18 protein-coding genes are annotated in these 18,276 nt (G+C 36.5%); 10 read left to right on the top strand and 8 right to left on the bottom strand.

Going from position 1 to position 18,276, the window contains the following annotated elements; all coding sequences use genetic code 11:
- Position 1 precedes the first annotated feature (1 nt).
- From cobU to ybaK, 4 genes are all read right to left on the bottom strand, one after another.
- Complete coding sequence (gene cobU, locus ODQ17_RS00895; protein ID WP_322901100.1) at positions 2-520, bottom strand: bifunctional adenosylcobinamide kinase/adenosylcobinamide-phosphate guanylyltransferase; 519 nt, start codon at positions 518-520, stop codon at positions 2-4.
- Entirely contained in the window at positions 508-1,134 is a 627-nt protein-coding gene (locus ODQ17_RS00890; RefSeq protein ID WP_322901099.1) for a 2'-5' RNA ligase family protein, read from the bottom strand. The genes cobU and ODQ17_RS00890 overlap by 13 nt, the downstream gene beginning before the upstream one ends.
- Before the next feature lie 105 nt (positions 1,135-1,239).
- On the bottom strand, positions 1,240-3,387 hold the full coding sequence (mtlD, locus tag ODQ17_RS00885; protein WP_322901097.1) for a bifunctional mannitol-1-phosphate dehydrogenase/phosphatase: 2,148 nt from the start codon (positions 3,385-3,387) through the stop codon (positions 1,240-1,242).
- A 626-nt stretch (positions 3,388-4,013) separates the two neighbouring features.
- On the bottom strand, positions 4,014-4,481 hold the full coding sequence (gene ybaK, locus ODQ17_RS00880) for a Cys-tRNA(Pro) deacylase (protein WP_004792620.1): 468 nt from the start codon (positions 4,479-4,481) through the stop codon (positions 4,014-4,016).
- Between the two features lie 190 nt (positions 4,482-4,671).
- Between ybaK and ODQ17_RS00875 the strand changes: the two genes are divergently transcribed.
- From ODQ17_RS00875 to ODQ17_RS00860, 4 genes are all read left to right on the top strand, one after another.
- A complete protein-coding gene (locus ODQ17_RS00875) occupies positions 4,672-4,974 on the top strand; it encodes a hypothetical protein (protein WP_004792622.1) in 303 nt (100 codons plus the stop codon).
- Between the two features lie 233 nt (positions 4,975-5,207).
- Positions 5,208-6,581: an ABC1 kinase family protein gene (locus ODQ17_RS00870; RefSeq protein WP_005304840.1), complete on the top strand. Its 1,374-nt coding sequence runs from the start codon at positions 5,208-5,210 to the stop codon at positions 6,579-6,581.
- Between the two features lie 229 nt (positions 6,582-6,810).
- Complete coding sequence (locus ODQ17_RS00865; RefSeq protein WP_322901480.1) at positions 6,811-8,094, top strand: acyl-CoA dehydrogenase family protein; 1,284 nt, start codon at positions 6,811-6,813, stop codon at positions 8,092-8,094.
- A gap of 23 nt (positions 8,095-8,117) precedes the next feature.
- Positions 8,118-9,323: an acyl-CoA dehydrogenase family protein gene (locus ODQ17_RS00860; protein WP_322901093.1), complete on the top strand. Its 1,206-nt coding sequence runs from the start codon at positions 8,118-8,120 to the stop codon at positions 9,321-9,323.
- A 108-nt stretch (positions 9,324-9,431) separates the two neighbouring features.
- Here the strand turns inward: ODQ17_RS00860 and ODQ17_RS00855 are convergent, their stop codons facing one another.
- Positions 9,432-10,655, bottom strand: coding sequence for an alkane 1-monooxygenase (locus ODQ17_RS00855; RefSeq protein WP_144730539.1), 1,224 nt, complete (start codon positions 10,653-10,655; stop codon positions 9,432-9,434).
- Positions 10,656-10,844: 189 nt separating this feature from the next.
- Here ODQ17_RS00855 and ODQ17_RS00850 point away from each other — a divergent pair, with 189 nt between their 5' ends.
- Positions 10,845-11,789 carry an AraC family transcriptional regulator gene (locus tag ODQ17_RS00850; RefSeq protein ID WP_013198047.1) on the top strand — a complete coding sequence of 315 codons (945 nt, stop codon included), beginning with the start codon at positions 10,845-10,847 and terminating at the stop codon, positions 11,787-11,789.
- A gap of 48 nt (positions 11,790-11,837) precedes the next feature.
- Here ODQ17_RS00850 and ODQ17_RS00845 read toward each other — a convergent pair whose 3' ends face one another.
- The 3 genes from ODQ17_RS00845 to ODQ17_RS00835 form a co-directional block, all read right to left on the bottom strand.
- Positions 11,838-13,703: a SurA N-terminal domain-containing protein gene (locus tag ODQ17_RS00845; RefSeq protein WP_107880057.1), complete on the bottom strand. Its 1,866-nt coding sequence runs from the start codon at positions 13,701-13,703 to the stop codon at positions 11,838-11,840.
- A gap of 131 nt (positions 13,704-13,834) precedes the next feature.
- Positions 13,835-14,107: an HU family DNA-binding protein gene (locus ODQ17_RS00840; RefSeq protein WP_001043034.1), complete on the bottom strand. Its 273-nt coding sequence runs from the start codon at positions 14,105-14,107 to the stop codon at positions 13,835-13,837.
- A 168-nt stretch (positions 14,108-14,275) separates the two neighbouring features.
- Complete coding sequence (locus ODQ17_RS00835; RefSeq protein WP_005304825.1) at positions 14,276-14,731, bottom strand: phasin family protein; 456 nt, start codon at positions 14,729-14,731, stop codon at positions 14,276-14,278.
- Between the two features lie 208 nt (positions 14,732-14,939).
- On the opposite strand from ODQ17_RS00835, the gene ODQ17_RS00830 reads away from it, so the two are divergent.
- From ODQ17_RS00830 to iscA, 5 genes are all read left to right on the top strand, one after another.
- Entirely contained in the window at positions 14,940-15,587 is a 648-nt protein-coding gene (locus ODQ17_RS00830) for a hypothetical protein (RefSeq protein ID WP_322901088.1), read from the top strand.
- A gap of 109 nt (positions 15,588-15,696) precedes the next feature.
- The gene (locus ODQ17_RS00825; protein ID WP_004792640.1) at positions 15,697-16,170 is read left to right on the top strand and encodes an Rrf2 family transcriptional regulator; all 474 of its coding nucleotides are present in this window, start codon (positions 15,697-15,699) and stop codon (positions 16,168-16,170) included.
- Between the two features lies 1 nt (position 16,171).
- On the top strand, positions 16,172-17,389 hold the full coding sequence (locus tag ODQ17_RS00820; protein ID WP_005304823.1) for an IscS subfamily cysteine desulfurase: 1,218 nt from the start codon (positions 16,172-16,174) through the stop codon (positions 17,387-17,389).
- Between the two features lie 67 nt (positions 17,390-17,456).
- Entirely contained in the window at positions 17,457-17,843 is a 387-nt protein-coding gene (gene iscU / locus ODQ17_RS00815) for a Fe-S cluster assembly scaffold IscU (RefSeq protein ID WP_004792646.1), read from the top strand.
- Positions 17,844-17,873: 30 nt separating this feature from the next.
- A complete protein-coding gene (gene iscA / locus ODQ17_RS00810; protein WP_004792648.1) occupies positions 17,874-18,194 on the top strand; it encodes an iron-sulfur cluster assembly protein IscA in 321 nt (106 codons plus the stop codon).
- Positions 18,195-18,276 lie beyond the last annotated feature (82 nt).

The raw sequence follows: 18,276 nt of genomic DNA, 5'->3' as shown, positions 1-18,276 counted from the left end.
TTTATTTCTCACCTTTTAAAATCATTGGAAAACCCGCCACACAAAACACAACCTTATCTGCAATTTGCCCTAGAGCTTGATGTAGTCTGCCAGCTTCATCGACAAATCGTCGACTTATCTCACCGAGTGGCACAACGCCTAAACCCGTTTCATTACTTACTAAAATAACTTCTGACTCAAGCGTAGGTAAAACTTTTAATAGTTGCTCACACTCAAGTTGTTGAACACTTTGATCATCTAAAAGTAACAAATTGGTTAGCCAAAGTGTTAAACAATCCACCAGAATAATTTGATTAGGTCGATCAATTTTTTGCATAGCTTTTGCTAAAAATAATGGTTCTTCAACCAAAGACCAGTGAGCAGGACGCTGATTTTGATGGTGTTCAATTCGACTGTGCATTTCTGAGTCAAGCGCTTGCGCCGTAGCAACATAAGTCACAGCTAATTGCGTATTTATTGCTGTTTGTTCAGCCAGTCGGCTTTTGCCAGAACGGGCTCCACCCAAAATCAGTTGCAACATGAATCACCTAAGAACAAATGCTGAGATGGATATAACTTACCTTGTAAAGTTTGAGCTTGATAACAACCAAAAGTTAAATGCTCGATCTTAAGATCAAATTCAGCGTGTTTGTATTGTACAGGTAATTCAGAAATTTTATGTAAAATCAAATCACTACTATAGTCTTTTTTATACAACCCCAATGTAATATGCGGACAATATTCTAAAGCCGCAATTTCATTAGAAACTAAACCTAACTTTTGCCGTATTAGAGATAAAATATTTTCGGTGTCTTGGATTTCTACAAATAAAGCACTACTAAAACTATCGACTAAACCAATTTTTAAATGAAACGGAGCAAAATCTTCTTTTCTTAAAATTTCCCTTTGCTGCTCAAATTCACTAAAAATAAAGTCATCACAATAGATTTTGGTTTCGTGTTTTAAAAATCCGCATATAAACAGCGTGATATGATATTGACGGCTATTGGGTTCTAATAAGAATTCTGAAAAATGCGCGCGCAAGGTATCTAAATAATCAACTACTTTTTGATCATTAATTTCTAAATACCATAAAGCATAATTTTGGCGCCCAAGATGCCATTCGGGATAATCCCGTATAGATGTTGGCATCATGAACGTGGAAGGTTTTAGCAGCACAGCTTTAATTCAAAATCATTCAATTTTCGTATTAAAGCATGTTTACCTTTCCGTTGTAGAACATTAATTATTTAAACGAACTTAAGCATACTGAGTACGCGTACTTTTGGCGTTGGTAATATTCATATTTAAAGGCTGTTTGCCTTGTTCAGAAAATAAATATTGAACTAATTGCGTTAACTCAACTTCAAGTTGTCTTTTTTGGGCAGTACTCATATCCAATTTCTGAATTTGCTGCTGTAAATGTTTAATCGCATCAGCCTCTTCAATTTCTAAATATTGAATCGCATAGGCATACCCTAGCGCAGCGCCTTTTAATAGGTTTTTATAAGGCAAATCATGACCTATATTCACCCCAATTGACGCAATTACTCTTTCATTATGAGTTAATTTGCGAAGTGGATCTCTAGCAACTCGTTGACAAGGGTCTTTAAAAGCATATTCACATGAGTCTAGAAAGCTTTGTGCCATACGATCCAAATCTTTTGCATAGTTAGGTAATACAATTGCAAGCCCTTGCTTTACTTCTCTAATTAAGTTTTCTGCAAAGGCTTTAACTGAATGATCACCCATGGCAACACCAATAGATTCATAACCTAGTAAAGATGCGTACCAAGCAAGCATGGCATGCACGCCATTCCATAGTCGGTTTTTGATTAATTGAATATCTGTAATCTGATTAACCAAGACAACTTGACGTAACTTTTCGAGTAAAGGGCTGCCTTTTTCTACATAAATTGGCATATCCGTTTCGCTATGAAACAGAATTAGGTCCATACTTTGTAATATATGACCTGGCTGGAAATTACGGCGCATGTTATCAACATATAAAGATGCCTGATTTTGCTGATCTTGGGACAGTTTATTGCAATCTTCAATTTCGACTTGTTCTTCATGCTCGACATCAGATAAATGCTGTTCAAGAAAGTGATGCTTAATGCGAAGTTGGCGATATAAATTTTGATTAGATAGCTTTGAAACCATGCGGTTTACAACGGTGTCGCAAAAGTAATGTTCTTTTAAAATATGCTCAGTTACGTCTTCATCGTTAGTTAACTCTAGTAGAGCTTCTCTAAGATGCTTCATAACCAAATATTTCGCACCGACTTTATTTAAAATAATTAGAAAAGTTAGCGGTTCAATACATGTTTCAAGGGGCGAGTTAAAACGTCCATATAATCCTTTTGCAATTATTTTTGACTCAGCCTCTATAGCTTGCTCAGGTAAGCAAAGTGCAATCAAACTTGAATGTGTATACATCTCTAACATTTGTTGTTCATTGTCAGAATCAACAATGGTCATATTCTCAATACGTTCATCATAAGAAAACTGTCCATAGCGAATACTATAAGTTCCAAATGCATTCACAGCTTCTCGAAAAAGACTATTACGTGTTGAAGCAATAATTCTCTTTGGTTTTGTGTACCCATCCCAATGTGACAAAATTTGCGCTATATAACCACCACCAATAGCGCCGAAACCATGTATTCCAACCGTCAGTTGATTTAGGCTTTGCGGAAAAGGCTCCTGCATCTCTGGCATATCCATAACAGGAATAAATTGGTCGAGATCAGTTAACAAGTCATACATCTGATCATAATAAAAATGTGCTTTGTCCAGCATTTCGTCATTTGGTTCTTTAATATCTTTTAATAAAATGGTTAAACCTTTTGAGGTGTGAGCTGAAGTTAAACCATTTTCAGAATCTTCAAACATAAGACACTGGTTAGCATCCAAGTGAAGTTGACTAGCAGCTTTTAAAAAGATTTCAGGATGCGGCTTTCCTTGTTCGACTTCATCACCACAGGTAATCACATCAAAAAATTTATAAACATTCGCATTAATTAAATATTCTTCGGCAATTGCTCTACGGCTTGAAGTCGCAACAGCCATTCTTAAGCCAGATTTTCGTAAACGTTCTAAAACTTGAACTAAACCTTTTTTAATCGGTACGCCGTGTTTTCGAATATATTCGAGTTCCATCTCATCGGCTCTTTTTCGTATTTCTTTATAGGGAACATTTACGCCATATAAACGTTGAGCCAATTGTTCAGCAGTAGTTGCACTTAAACCTAAACATTGCATTAAATATTCGTGTGAAAATTCCTGTCCAATGAGTTCTTGAGATGCATGTTGCAATGTTTGAAACCGCAACCTCTCAGTATCAAACATTGTCCCATCCATATCAAAAATTGCTCCATGAACAGGTTTTCCATGAAAAATAAGCACGCTTTTACCTCTTTTTTGATCATGTTTTATTCAGGGTATACAAAAAATTGGTTAAAAAGACAGGATATTAATAAATGAAACATTAGTGGTTATTTTTCAATCAAAAATATAAGAGATCTGTTACTGAGTAGCGTTAATACTCTAAAAAGGTTGAACAATATGAATAAGTATGAAGCTAAGTGTAAATGCAAGAGCGGCAAGCCATCCTCGCTTGCCGTTCTTGATTTATTCTTTTTGTTGCGCTGATAGTATTTATTTTTCTTAGTTCCATTTACCGCTACTTGAACCTGCATATTTTTATAATGTCTCGCAGGTGTCACATACCAGAAATCAACTCACCTTTCGCTATTCTCATTGTTGGTGCTTCTGGTATAACTCTAAAATTCATAAGAAAATGAGCATGAACGAATAGAATATAAGATTGATATTACAACCAATGTCTTTGCTCCTTATTAGAAAATAGCTACACCGCCATTATCAATAATGATAATCATTTTCATTTAACAGTTCAAGCTTTTTCTTCATTATTTGTGCTTCTCTCTTTTAAAAAAAGATCTGTACAAAGTATTTTCTCAATATAGATAGAGAATCATGGTTAGTTCTTAAAGTAAGTTTTTAAGCCATTATTATTGATCAAGTACATCAACAAATTGAGCATTTAAAAGCTGAGCTAAATCTTTTGGATTTAAACCAATATCTAGCCCTCTTTTTCCCCCACTTACATAAATTTTATTAAAGTTTTGAGCTGATGCATCAATGACCGTTTTTAATCGTTTCTTTTGACCTAAAGGACTAATCCCTCCTACTAAATATCCTGTTAAACGTTCAGCATCTTTAGGATTAGCCATCTGTAATTTTTTACATCCAAACGCCGTAGCTACTTTTTTTAAATTTAATTGATGATTAACTGGTAAGACAGCAACGAAATAATTTTTATCGTCACTTACCATTAGAGTTTTAAATACTTCGTTTACATCTAAATCTAATTTTTCGGCTGCTTCTAATCCAAAACTTTTAGCATTTGAATCATGTTCATATTCATGAATAGAAAATTCGATTTTATTACTTTTTAACAATCTACATGCAGGAGTCATGATAAGTGGTGTTATAGATGAAATTGTTTCGATTATAGTTTTTTTAGAAAAATTTTTAAATTTGCTTAGGCTATTTACAAGAGTTACATAAAAATTCAAACAGCAACTGAAGAAAAAATAATCTCAACTTGATATTCGTTGCTCGACTCCATATATTTTATTTAGATTTGAAGTCTGAGCTGACAATTTTATGAGTTATAAACACAACAATCTGATGGCGATGCGTCACCGTTTTTGGGATGAATCTTCAGATTCTGTATTAAACGAAAAGCAGTTTTTGCAGCAGACGTTAATTGAACAAGGTATTTTTAATAATGCAACTCTTGATGATGTTAAGTACTTCTTTTACACCCTTCCTAGCATCATTATTGTAAAAGCTCATGCACTTGGTTTTATGCATGATTCAGTCAAACAGATGTTATTGCAACATATTCAGACCAATCGTCTGCATTTGATGCAGAAATCTGAATTAAAGATTCAATTTAAAATGTAATCCATTTTGTTATCAAAGATCTGTTTTATCTTAGTTTTACTCATCTGAATTGTTTTAATTTCTTAAATTTCCAAATTGCTTAGGCTATTTAAGAATTATTGGAATAAAGATGACCATTTCGGCCTATCATTCAGTCTGAGAGAACTATTTTAATACGCTCAAAACATGTAATATTCGTTACAATTTTAGATCACCAGCGTTTGGCTGCATGATGCGCATAGGATTCTATTTTCATGTCAAATCAGAAAGATAAGCTTAAGAGTTTAAAAACTTCTTCCATGGATCGACGCTTATCAATCGCGAAAGCTTCTTTACTTGCAGGAACACGTTGGGCAACTGCAAGTGCCTCTTCTTTATTTTCTAATGAAGAAGAAAAAGAAAAGAAACGCAAAAAAGCGATGAGCGAACAAGCTAATTATCTGGTTTCTGAAATAGGTAAACTTAAGGGTTCTATTGTTAAAATTGGCCAAATGATGGCTCTTTATGGTGAACACTTTTTACCAGAAGAGATTACACAAGCATTAAATACCCTAAATAACCAAACCGTTGCCTTAGATTGGCCTGCAATTAAGCCACATCTACAAGAGCAACTGGGTGCTAAATTAAATGATTTAACGATTGATCATGAACCAATTGGTACTGCATCTCTCGCACAAGTACATCGTGCAACACGTAAATCAGACGGCTTAGAGTTAGTTTTAAAAATCCAATATCCTGGCGTTGCAAATGCAATTGATTCAGATATGAGCTTGTTTAAAAACATGCTTAAACTGACACGTATGGTGCCACAAACCCGTGAATTTGATCAGTGGTTTGATGAAGTACGTGAAATGATGCATCGCGAAGTTGACTATGATGTTGAAGCTGCCACTACCCGTCGTTTCGGTGAACGCTTAAAAGATGACGAGCGTTATATTGTTCCGACAATTGTAGATGAATACTGCACCAATCAAGTACTTTGCATGACTTTCGAGCGCGGTGTTCCAATCAATAGCCCTGTGATGTTGTCTTTGCCTCAAGAACGTCGTAATCAGCTCGGCGAAGCTTCACTTGAAATTGCAGTTCGTGAAATTTTTGAATGGGGTGAAATGCAGACTGACCCTAACTTTGGTAATTACCTTGTTCGTTTGGGTAATGGCCAAGACGTTCAAGACAAAATTGTGCTATTAGATTTTGGTGCTATCCGTCAGTTTGATGAACATCTGTTAGCAGTTGCACGTCAACTCATTCAGGCAGGTTATCAGCATGATAAAAATGCGATGGTACAAGCCATGACTGGATATGAATTTTTTGATGCAATGCCTGAAAGTATTAAACCTGGCATGGCCGATGTGTTTTTAATCGCGACAGAAGCATTTAGTACCCCTGCAAATAATCCAGATATGCCCGCTGGCCTTATGGATGAACATGAGCGTTATGACTGGAAGAAAAGCCAGTTACATAGCCGTGTTATGCAGCAAGCAAGCAAATCAATGGCGTCACGTTATTTCTCAGTTCCTCCAAAAGAATTTATGTTTATTAGCCGTAAGTTTATTGGGGCCTATACGTTTATGACAGTTATTGATGCAAAAACAAATGTGCGACGTATGATTCGTAACTTTGCTTAATTTAATAAAGGACTAGAATGATTCCATGTCATTCTAGTCAATACCTCTGAACCCACCCAATCATCAAATATTTTTAAACAAATAAAATCAAAAACTTATAATTTTATTATTTTCTATTTGCCATTTATCTACTCATTTTTTGAATGTCAGTAACGACATAGTTTTTTAATATGAGGCGTGTCAGCATAAAACGATAACAACGTGTTAGGACACCATAATCATGACAAGTATGATCAATAAAGCTCAGGGTTTGGGTTTATCGCTAATTACCAGATTGGCTGGAAGCGATGTACTTGATCAACTCAAGTTGCGTAAATTTGTTGAAAAATCTCTTTATCAAGGTTCAAAAGCTGGTTTTAAAGCATTAAGCCAGACTCAAAAAGCATTTAAACCAAAACAGATCTCCCAACAGCGATTACCTCGCCAACAAAAAAATCTATTTGATTTAAGCCTAACTGAAGAACAACAAATGACCTCTGATGCAATGTCTCAATTTGCTCAAGAGGTTCTATTAGGATTAGCACATGAAGCTGACCAGAATGCTCAGTTTCCTGAAAGTCTTTGGCAATATGTTGAAGATTTAGGTCTTAACTACTATGCACTTCCAGAGGCATTAGGCGGTGTCGCGACCGAACAAAATATTGTAAGTAATCTATTAATAGCTGAAAAACTAGCTGAAGGTGATTTTAGCCTCACAGCAGGATTACTCAGTACATTTAGCGTTATCAATGCAATCACACGTTGGGGTTCTGCTGAAGTTCAGTCAATGTACCTACCCTGTTTTGCAGAAGACTCAGACATTACAGCAACCTTTGCAGTTCAAGAGGCAACTCCAGCATTTAATCCTTATGCTTTAAAAACAAAAGCATCACTTGAAAATGATCAGTTTTTTATTGATGGCGAAAAAACATTAGTGATTTTAGGTGATTTAGCTGATGTATTTTTAGTAAGTGCAGACTTTAACGGCAAACCAGACGTATTTGTCGTGCAATGCGATGACACAATTTCAATAAAAAACACTCCGGCCATGGGTCTTAAAGCCACAGAAACTGCAACTCTTCGTTTTAATCACACACCTGCTCTTAGACTAGGCGCAACAGACTTTGATTACACTGCTTTTTTAGATTTGGGTAACTTAATGTGGTGTGCAATGGCTGTAGGTACATGTGAAGCTGTTAAAGCTTATTGTATTAAATATGCCAATGAACGAACTGCTTTCGGTGAGCCAATTTCTCATCGCCAAAGTGTCGCTTTCATGATTGCAGATATGGCTATTGAAATTGATGCAATGCGTATGCTGCTTTTAAACGCAGCAAGCCTTGCAGAGTCAGGCAAGCCATTTCACCGCGAAGCTTATCTAGCCCAACTACTTTGTGCTGAAAAATCCATGAAAATCGGTACAGATGGTGTGCAAATTCTTGGTGGGCATGGTTTCACAAAAGAACATCCTGTTGAACGCTGGTACCGTGATCTACGCGCTACTGCAATTTTACAATCTGGCTTACATGCTTAAATGATCAATCAGAGGATACTTTAATGAATTTACAAAATCCTAAAAAATTCAAAATGATGATTGATCAAGCACATGATGTTGCGATCAATGTTTTACGCCCTATTTCTCGTAAATATGATAAGGCTGAGCATGCGTATCCCAAAGAGCTGGATATGCTCGCTTCACTCATTGATGGTATGAATGAAGGTGGCGAAGGTATTAATGCTGGAGCTGCAGGTGCTGGAAAGCGCAGTGATATAGACAATGAAGGTATTCGTAACGGAACCAACATGTCGACCGCTCTTGGAATTATTGAGATGTGTTATGGCGATACAGGCTTATTGCTGAGTATGCCACGTCAAGGGCTTGGGAACTCAGCAATAGCTGCTGTGGCAAATGATGAGCAATTAGAGCGGTTCAATGGAACATGGGCAGCAATGGCCATTACTGAGCCAGGATGCGGCTCTGACTCTGCTGCGATCCGCACCACTGCAACCAAAGATGGCAATGACTATATTTTAAATGGTGAAAAGATTTTTGTGACCTCTGGCGAACGTGCAGACTCAGTCGTCGTTTGGGCCACACTCGATCGCAAACTTGGACGTGCAGCTATTAAGTCATTTGTGGTACCTAAAGGTACACCAGGAATGAAGGTTGAACGCCTCGAACATAAATTAGGAATTAAAGCTTCAGATACGGCAGTGATTAGTTTTATTGATTGCCGTGTGCCAGCCGAAAACCTTTTAGGTAATGCTAAAGTAGATGTCGCTAAAGGTTTTGCTGGAGTAATGGAAACTTTTGACAATACTCGCCCCTTAGTTGCAGCAATGGCGATCGGTTGTGCCAAAGCTTCACTAGAACGTATTAAAGAGATTTTTAAAGATCAACTCGATCCTAATTACTCTACCCCCTACCTACATGCTTCTAACCTTGCAGCTCAAATCTACCGTATGGAAGCTGAGTGGGAAGCCGCTCGCCTACTCATGTTAAAAGCAACGTGGATGGCAGATAACAAAAAACCAAACTCTAAGGAAGCTTCTATTGCAAAAGCAAAAGCAGGTCGTGTGGGTAATGAGATCACTTTAAAATGTGTCGAATTGGCAGCAAGTGTTGGCTATAACGAAGATGAGTTACTTGAAAAATGGGCACGTGATTCGAAGATTCTCGATATCTTTGAAGGTACTCAGCAAATCCAGCAATTAATCATTGCCCGCCGAGAACTGGGTAAATCCTCTAGCGAACTAAAATAATAATTAAGGGAAATTTTCCCTTCTTTTATTAGCTTTTTATTTAAAAACTTAAAAGCCCTCTAGCGATTAAACTAGAGGGCTTCGTATTTCAGGAATTTACATTTTTATTTATTCGGCAGTTGTACTGTCTAACGCTTTATCAACTACACCAAATTTCTTAAAGATTTTTGCACGTCGTTTTGACGAAATATTTGCTTTGTTTAAATCACCTTTATAATGATCAAAAACTCGCTTATCCATTATTTTGAACCACAATGAAGGGATTAATGCTGGTAATAACATACTGGCATAACCGCTTGGTAGCTCTGGTGCCTCGTCAAAATGACGCAATGCTTGGAATGGACGAGTCGGATAAGCATGATGGTCTGAATGACGCTGCAATTGGTACAAGAATAAGTTTGTTACAACGTTATTATTGTTCCAGCTATGCTCTGGCATTGTACGTTCATATTGACCATTTTCTTTTTTCTGACGTAATAAACCATAATGCTCAATATAGTTAATAATTTCAAAAAGACTAATGCCATAAAATGCTTGTGTCGCTAAATATGGAATTGTACTTTTACCAAAAATTCCAACCATAGAACCATGAAAAGCAGCAGTCATTCCCCAGCCTTGTAATAGTTCATTATCTGAAGACCAGAACTCTTTACCTTTACGTTTTAAACGATTTTTTTCAATTTCTATTGCAGACTTAAAAGAACCAATCACAGTACGTGGCCAGAACTCATAGAATGTTTCACCCATACGTGATGAAGCTGGATCTTCTGGTGTTGCTGCACGCTTATGATGACCATAAGGATGCTCAATACGGAAATGATTATAGCCAGTTGGAACTAAAGCAAGATGAGACAGAATATGGTCTATACGATCGTGCTTATGACTTAACTCATGGGCTGTATTAATCGCAATACCATTGATTGCACCCATTGAAATTCCAAGTAAAATCTTATCAATAAAAGATGTCGTTTTACGACTTGTTAAATAGCATGCATAAACATTTGCAGCATACTGTAGAGGAATAAAGCTCTTCACAAGACGTGAATAATATGGATCTTTTTCTAAAAGCTTAATTTCTTCATCTGTCGGATTTCGAGCGTCTTTCCCAATAATAGTATCAATTGCAGGAATCACGACATGTAATAAAAGTGGACCACCTAATGCGAAAACTTTCTTCAAAGGACGTGGACCAAACTGATAACCAGCTAAAATAGCTAAACCGATAGCAGGTAAAGCAGGACTAATCATCCATAAAAAGCGTTTGCGATCTATTTCACGCATAGACGCAGGCACTGGCATAAGTTCGTGCTGAACATTTACTGGTGCATTCATAGCTATATTTCCTTTTTCTATATGTCTATATAGTTAAAGAAATAGTGTTTAGTTAACAGTAGTAACCGTCCAAAAAACCTATGTTAAAGTCTTTGGCATTTTCTTCCACTTTTCTGTCCTAAAAACACATGTTGATCTATTCTTATAGCTCACTATAATTTTATTAAAATAATGATTGATCATTTAAATATGGATGCACTAAGTAAATTTTTTGATGATATTCACCTGAATAAGTCTGAATACATCTATTTAAAAGCGCAAGGAGAATGGGCTTTTAAAACACAAGATCAATCTGCTTTACTTGCTTATATTGTTTTAACTGGTTCTGTATATATTCAACTTAACACTTCAGAAAAAATAACTGCGACTGCTGGCGATATTATTTTAATTCCTTCGGGGAAAGCACATAGTGCGACTGACTCAAAATCAACAGCGAGTAAGTTGGTAGATTCTTTAGATATAACGTCACTTTTTAATGGTCATAGACAAGATGCCATCGAATTTGGTACTTCATCTCCAGATAATACATTATTGCTATCTTTACGCTGCCAAATCGATACCCATATGGCTGGGCCACTCATTAATGCCCTGCCATCGATCATGCATATTCAGCATGAAAATCAAACCACTCCACCCGAATGGCTACAAATTGGACTTTATTTTCTAGCAATTGAAACTCAAAAAATTCGACCTGGTCACGACAAAATTATTGATCACTTAGTCAGTATTTTGCTCATTGAATGTATTCGTGATCATATTCAACAGATGACAGATCAACAAAACTGGTTAAGTGCCTTAACTCATCCCGAACTAAGCAATGCCCTATCTGCTATTCATAGCCAGCCAGAAGTTACATGGACAGTTGAATCTTTAGCTGAACAATGTTGTATGTCACGTTCTAAATTTGCAAATTTGTTTAGTAGCATTATTGGTGAGCCACCTCTAACTTATTTACAACATTATCGTTTCCGTTTAGCTAGTCAGTATTTACGAACAAGCAACTTATCAATTCAGCAAATATCAAATAAGGTTGGCTATTCATCTGAAACAGCATTTAGTCAGGCATTTAAGCGAATTTTTGATTTATCTCCTAAACAATATAGACAGCAATATATTGGGCACAGCTTAGATTAACTGCCAATAAAAAAAGCGCCGAGGCGCTTTTTTTATTGAATCAAATTATTATTTAATTTTCGCATGTGATTTTAAATATTGACTGTAATCTTCCAATATTTGTTGACCACGTGACTGACGATAAAGTTGCTTTAACTGCTGTAACTGATCAGCAGGAATAGCATTAGCAGCAGATGAATTTACATTTGAAACCGCAACAACAACTAGCTCATTTGGTAAATTTGCTGTTGTAACAGACCACATACCTGGCTTAGGTGTAGCTGCACTAAATGCTGCACGCTCAATTTCACGCTTTAATCCTTGTGAACGACTAAATACGCCAGCCGATTCAAATGCTACTTTATTTTTAGCAACTACTTGATCTGCTGGTTGAGTTTTAAATTCAGCTAGCATTGTAGCAATTTTTGCTTGAACAGCTTTACGCGCTTTTTCGTCGATAACTTTTGCTTTTGCTTCATTCATCGCCTGAGCTAAAGGTTTTACACCAGCAGCATGATAATCACGTACTTTAACCCATACCGTATCACCATTCGCTAACTGAATATTAGATGATGCATTACGGTCACCATTTTTCACGTCATCATTAAATAATTTAATTTTAACGTTTGGATCGCTTAAATATGGATTTTGTGTAGCTAAAGTTACGCCATTTAATGATTCAACTTTTGTACCTTTTACTTCTTGTACAACAGCTTCTAAAGAGTCATTACCAACAATCGTTTCATTTAAACTGTTTACAGTATCTGAATAAACAGTCGCAACTTTATTCTTTTCAACCTCAGCAGTTAAACGCGCCTTTTCAGCTTCAAATGAAGGGATTTGATTAGCTTGAGTTTCTGCCTCAATAATATGATAACCATATTGAGTTTTTACTGGTTGAGAAATCTGTCCATTTTTCAAGCTCACTACAGTTTTATCAAATGCATCGGAAAAAACACCTGGTGCATATGCTTCAACTAAACCACCTTTTGCTTTCGAACTTGGATCTTCAGAGAACTGAGATGCAGCTTGTGCAAATGTCAGACCGCCTTGAATTTTCGCATATACTTCTTTAGCAAGTTTTTGAGCTGCGGCATCATCACGAGCATCAGTAGTAATTAAAATATGCTTCACAGTACGTTTAGCATCTTTTTTCTGAGTTTCAACAAACTTGCTATACGCTTGTTGAAGTTCAGCTTCAGTTGCCGGAGCTGGTTTAGCCATTAGTGATGGCGACACAACCACATAATCCACATCAACAGAAGATTGTTGTTTAAACTCATTTTGGTGTTTGTTGTAATAATCAGTAGCTTCTTGATTAGAGGCAGTTAAACCAGTTTTATAACCATCTAATTTAATACTAGCCAAATGTAATGTACGTTGTTCAGTTTGCAAATTCGCAATTTGCATTAAATCAACTTTACTTACTAAAGAGTAATCAGAAAAAGTTGACGTTAGCATTTTTAAAGCATGATCTTGACGAAGACTAGCAATTAAGCCCTGACTTGTCATACCAATAGAACGTAAGTAATTTTCATAGAGTTTTTGAGAGAACTGTCCATTCTCTTGCAAACTAGGTTGTTGAGCTAACATTTGCTCAATTTGAGTATCACTAAGTGAGATACCTAATTTTTCAGCTTGTTGAATTAGTAAATTACGCGACACTAAAATATCGAGTGCCTTAGCCTGAATAACAGGCAAATTAAGTAAACTCTCATCGCCTTTAACAGCAGCTAAATATTGTTCTTTGTAAGACTGAGTTAAAGTTTCAAGGTCTTTTTTAGATATTTCTTGACCATTTACTGTTTTTGCAACATCAGCCTTGTTTCCCCTATTAAAATATCCTTCAATACCTACAAGTGCTAAAGGGGTCAAAAACAAAATTAGAAGGACTTTGCCGAGCCAACCCTTAATGACTGTACGAAACGATTCCATAAGTATTCCAATATTTTATTTCGAGGAGAATTTTAACTGAAAAACCACAATCAATGAATGAGCAATATTGGTCAATTCAGATTTTTAATAAAAAACGCGCCTATATTGGCGCGTTTAATCATCTTAAAAGATTAAGCTACTGAATCTTTAAGACCTTTACCAGCTTTGAAGCTAGGTACTTTTGTTGCTTTAATTTGAAGCTCTTCACCAGTTTTAGGGTTACGACCAGTACGTGCAGCACGTTCTTTAACACTGAAAGTACCAAAACCAACTAAAGTTACTGTGTCACCTTTTTTAAGTGCTTCAGTAATTGACGCAATTGTCGCATCGAGTGCCTTGCCTGCATCAGTCTTAGATACTCCCCCTTTTTCAGCAATTGCATCGATTAATTCTGATTTATTCATGAATAAAACATCCTCTTAATATCGTTTGTTTAAGGTCCAAGGCTATAGTTTAAAAGGCCATGACGCCTTTATAGCAATGCTTTGGGGGAAAACGCAATACTAGAGCAGGGCTTTTAGCGAAAATAAATGCTAAAAAACTGTTATATATTTGCTAAATCCCAACATTTTTTACTTTTTATTCAATTTTTCTTTCAATTGCTGGTTTTCTTCTATTAAAGCATCCACCTTAATATGAAGCTGTACTAAGAGCTGTTCAATGTGCTGTAAATCCTTCGGAGTAACCAATCCAATCCGGTTTAAAGAGTGGTTCACACTGGTATCAAGAATTTTCTCTACTTTATCTTTTGTTTCAGATACAGATTCTTTTGCTTTTTCTGTGACTTTGCCTACAGTGTTATCTGCTAAGTCTCCAGTTTTTGACTCTAGTTCTTCACCAACTTTGACTAAGGAATCAAAGAGTTTGTTGCCCTCTTCTTCTGCGCGAGAAAAAGCTCCTAGTCCAGCTAGCCAAATTTGCTTGGTATACTTTCTAAAATCCAGAGCTGATTTTCTTGAACTTCTTGATTTTAATTTATTTTTTTCTTCCGACTCTTCTGCCTGCGTATCTATATTTGCATTATCCATTAATCTAAACTCCTAATCAGATGAGAGAGATGATGACTGATTTGACCACAAAATATTTCTATAATATCAAAGTAAAGACTTGATCCATTTACAAAACTGTTCTACAAAGCAATTAAGTCATGTAAATATATTTAACACGACATTGTGTTAAGTTTGGGATAGGATGTCCCATTCTTCGGTTAACTGCTATTTGTAAGGATAAACTTTTATGAGTGAAACGCAACAAAGACAAAAACATCCCCGTCTGTTGCTGAATATCGTTCTAATTATTTTAGAAACTTTCTTTTCATTTATTCTCACCCACGATGGTGTTCTTCGCTTGCAAGCGAAAAAGTTTATTTCAAACAAAACGACTATTCGTATCAATAGCTATCTACCTTTTTTTGACTTTTATGTTCAATTTACAGAAAAGGGTTTGTTGTTCGATATCCATTCTTTTGACCGACGTATTGATCTTGAAATCAATAGTACTCTTATCGACTTAATTAAGATTTTCGCTTTTTCAAACCAGCGCAGTCTTAAGAATATGCGTATGGATGGTGATGAAGAAACTAAAAAAGAGTTATTAGACTTAATTTCACACCTTACTCTGCCTAAACTTTTAGCAGACTGGAAGCAATGGTTTAATGCACCTGATGATGAAGCTGAAGCCCTTGCTTCACGCAAAAGAATTGCTCCATTACTTGAAAAAATTGATCAACAACGATCAGAAATCAATTCACTTCATGTGGAAATTAAACAATATCAAAATCGAATTACTCGCTTACAACAGCGTCAACGTAATATTAACTTCTCCTTTGGTATAATTAGCCTGATATTTATTGTTTATTTCATATATAATTTGTGGGTTGCTTAAATTATTTTTCCATTTTGTTCCTGCACTTGAATTAAAAATAAAAAAACTTGACTATTTTAGTCGGGATTCATAAAATCCTATTATCTAGTCTTAACATGTGTATCGAATCATGCGCCTTACAACTCGCGGTCGCTACGCAGTGACTGCTCTACTTGATTTAGCTTTGCAGCCAACTGAACAAACGATCACGCTCGCCGAAATTGCAGCTCGCCAATCCATTTCAGTTGCTTATTTAGAACAGTTATTCGCAAAACTTAAGCGTCATGGGTTAGTTTCTAGTGTTCGTGGTGCAAATGGTGGTTATCATTTGGCTCGAAATGCTGATGAAATTACTGTGTTAGAAATTATTGAAGCTGTAAATGAAACTGTTGATGCAACTCGTTGTGACCATAAAGGTAACTGCCAAAATGGTGCAATGTGTCTCACACACGATTTATGGCAAGAACTCTCTCATCATATTGCCGACTATTTAGCAAAAATCTCTCTTGCCGACCTCATTAGCCGAGACAACGTTCAAACTGTTGCATTACGCCAAAATGTGACTGGCATAGATTCAGCTCTTTTATCGGGTACAGGTATTTGATATGAAACGTCCAATTTATCTTGATTACGCAGCAACCACTCCAGTAGATCCGCAAGTTGCAGAACGTATGATGGAGTGTTTAACTTTCGACGGTACCTTTGGTAATGCTGCATCTCGTTCCCACGCTTATGGCTGGCAGGCAGAAGAGAAAGTTGAATATGCACGTGAGCAAGTTGCAAATTTAATTAAAGCTGATCCACGTGAAATCGTTTGGACTTCTGGTGCAACTGAATCAGATAACCTTGCTCTAAAAGGTGTAGCGCAATTTTATGCATCTAAAGGCAAGCATATCATTACAAGTAAAATTGAACATAAAGCTGTTCTAGATCCTTGTCGTGAATTAGAAGACCAAGGTTTTGAAATTACTTATTTAGAACCAGAACCACAAACTGGTTTAATTACCCCTGAAATGGTAAAAGCTGCCCTTCGTCCAGATACTGTTCTTGTTTCTCTTATGATGGTAAACAACGAAATCGGTACAGTTACAGATGTAGCAGCAATTGGTGAATTAACACGTGCCAATAAAACCTTCTTTCATGTAGATGCTGCTCAAGCTGCTGGTAAAGTTGAAATTGACTTATCTACTATGAAAATTGACCTAATGAGTTTCTCAGCTCATAAAATTTATGGTCCAAAAGGTATTGGTGCATTATATGTACGTCGTAGCCCACGTGTTCGTTTAAAAGCACAAATTCATGGCGGTGGTCATGAGCGTGGTATGCGTTCTGGTACTTTAGCGACCCATCAAATTGTAGGTATGGGTGAAGCTTTTGAGATTGCTGGCAAAAGAATGCAAGCAGAACAAGAGCGTATTCGCAAGCTTCGCGACAAGCTTTGGAATGGTTTACAAGATCTTGAACAAGTTTTCTTAAATGGCCATCCAACTCAAAACGTTGCTAACTATTTAAATGTCAGCTTTAACTTTGTTGAAGGTGAATCTTTAATGATGTCGCTCAAAGATGCTGCTGTATCAAGTGGTTCTGCTTGTACTTCTGCAACTTTAGAGCCTTCATACGTTCTTCGCGCATTAGGTTTATCTGATGAGCTAGCACACAGCTCTATCCGCTTCAGTTTTGGTAAATACACAACTGAAGAAGATATTGACCATGTGCTTACAATTACCAAAGCCGCTGTTGAGAAATTACGTGAACTTTCTCCGCTTTGGGATATGTACAAAGAAGGTATCGATCTTTCTACAGTTGAATGGGCTGAACACTAATTCATTGAAATTAGTGTTTTTACCCTCATATTAATATTAGGCTGACCCCGAGGTTTGGAGAAGCGAAATGGCTTATAGCGAAAAGGTAATTGATCATTACGAAAACCCTCGTAATGTTGGTGTTTTAGATAAAAACTCTGAAAATGTAGGTACAGGCATGGTGGGTGCACCAGCATGTGGCGACGTGATGCGTTTACAAATTCAAGTAAATGATAGCGGTGTGATTGAAGAAGCACGCTTTAAAACTTATGGCTGTGGTTCAGCAATTGCTTCTAGCTCACTTGTAACTGAGTGGTTAAAAGGCAAAACTCTTGATGAAGCTCAAGCAATCAAGAATATTGATATCGCAACCGAGCTTGCTCTTCCACCAGTAAAAGTTCACTGCTCTGTACTAGCTGAAGATGCGATTAAAGCTGCGATTGAAGATTACCGCACTAAAAAATCAAAAGCTTAATTTGTTATTACTGTAAACGTTGGAGTTTTCATGATTCATTTAACTGAAAATGCTGCGACTCATATTAGCAATTACCTCAAAAACAGAGGTAAGGGTGAAGGCATTCGCGTGGGTGTGAAAACTTCTGGCTGTTCTGGGTTGGCTTACGTTCTTGAATTTGTTGATTCTGTCGATGAACATGACGAAGTTTTCGAACAATTTGGCGTTAAGGTATTTGTAGATCCAAAAAGTCATGTCTATTTAGAAGGCTTAGAAATGGACTACGTCAAAAATGGCCTTAATGAAGGGTTCGAATTTAACAACCCCAATAAAAAAGGCGAATGTGGTTGTGGTGAGTCTTTCACTGTATAACCCTTCTCCTTCTATCTCTCATTAAAACAGTGTCTTTTTAGCACTGTTTTAATGTATTTAATTAACGTGGACCTCCTTTCTA

The sequence above is a fragment of the Acinetobacter sp. IRS14 genome, assembly GCF_034650275.1.
In the GTDB taxonomy this organism is placed as follows: domain Bacteria; phylum Pseudomonadota; class Gammaproteobacteria; order Pseudomonadales; family Moraxellaceae; genus Acinetobacter; species Acinetobacter oleivorans.
The sequence above is the reverse complement of the archived record's forward strand: the minus strand, read 5'-3'. Positions and strand labels throughout refer to the sequence as shown.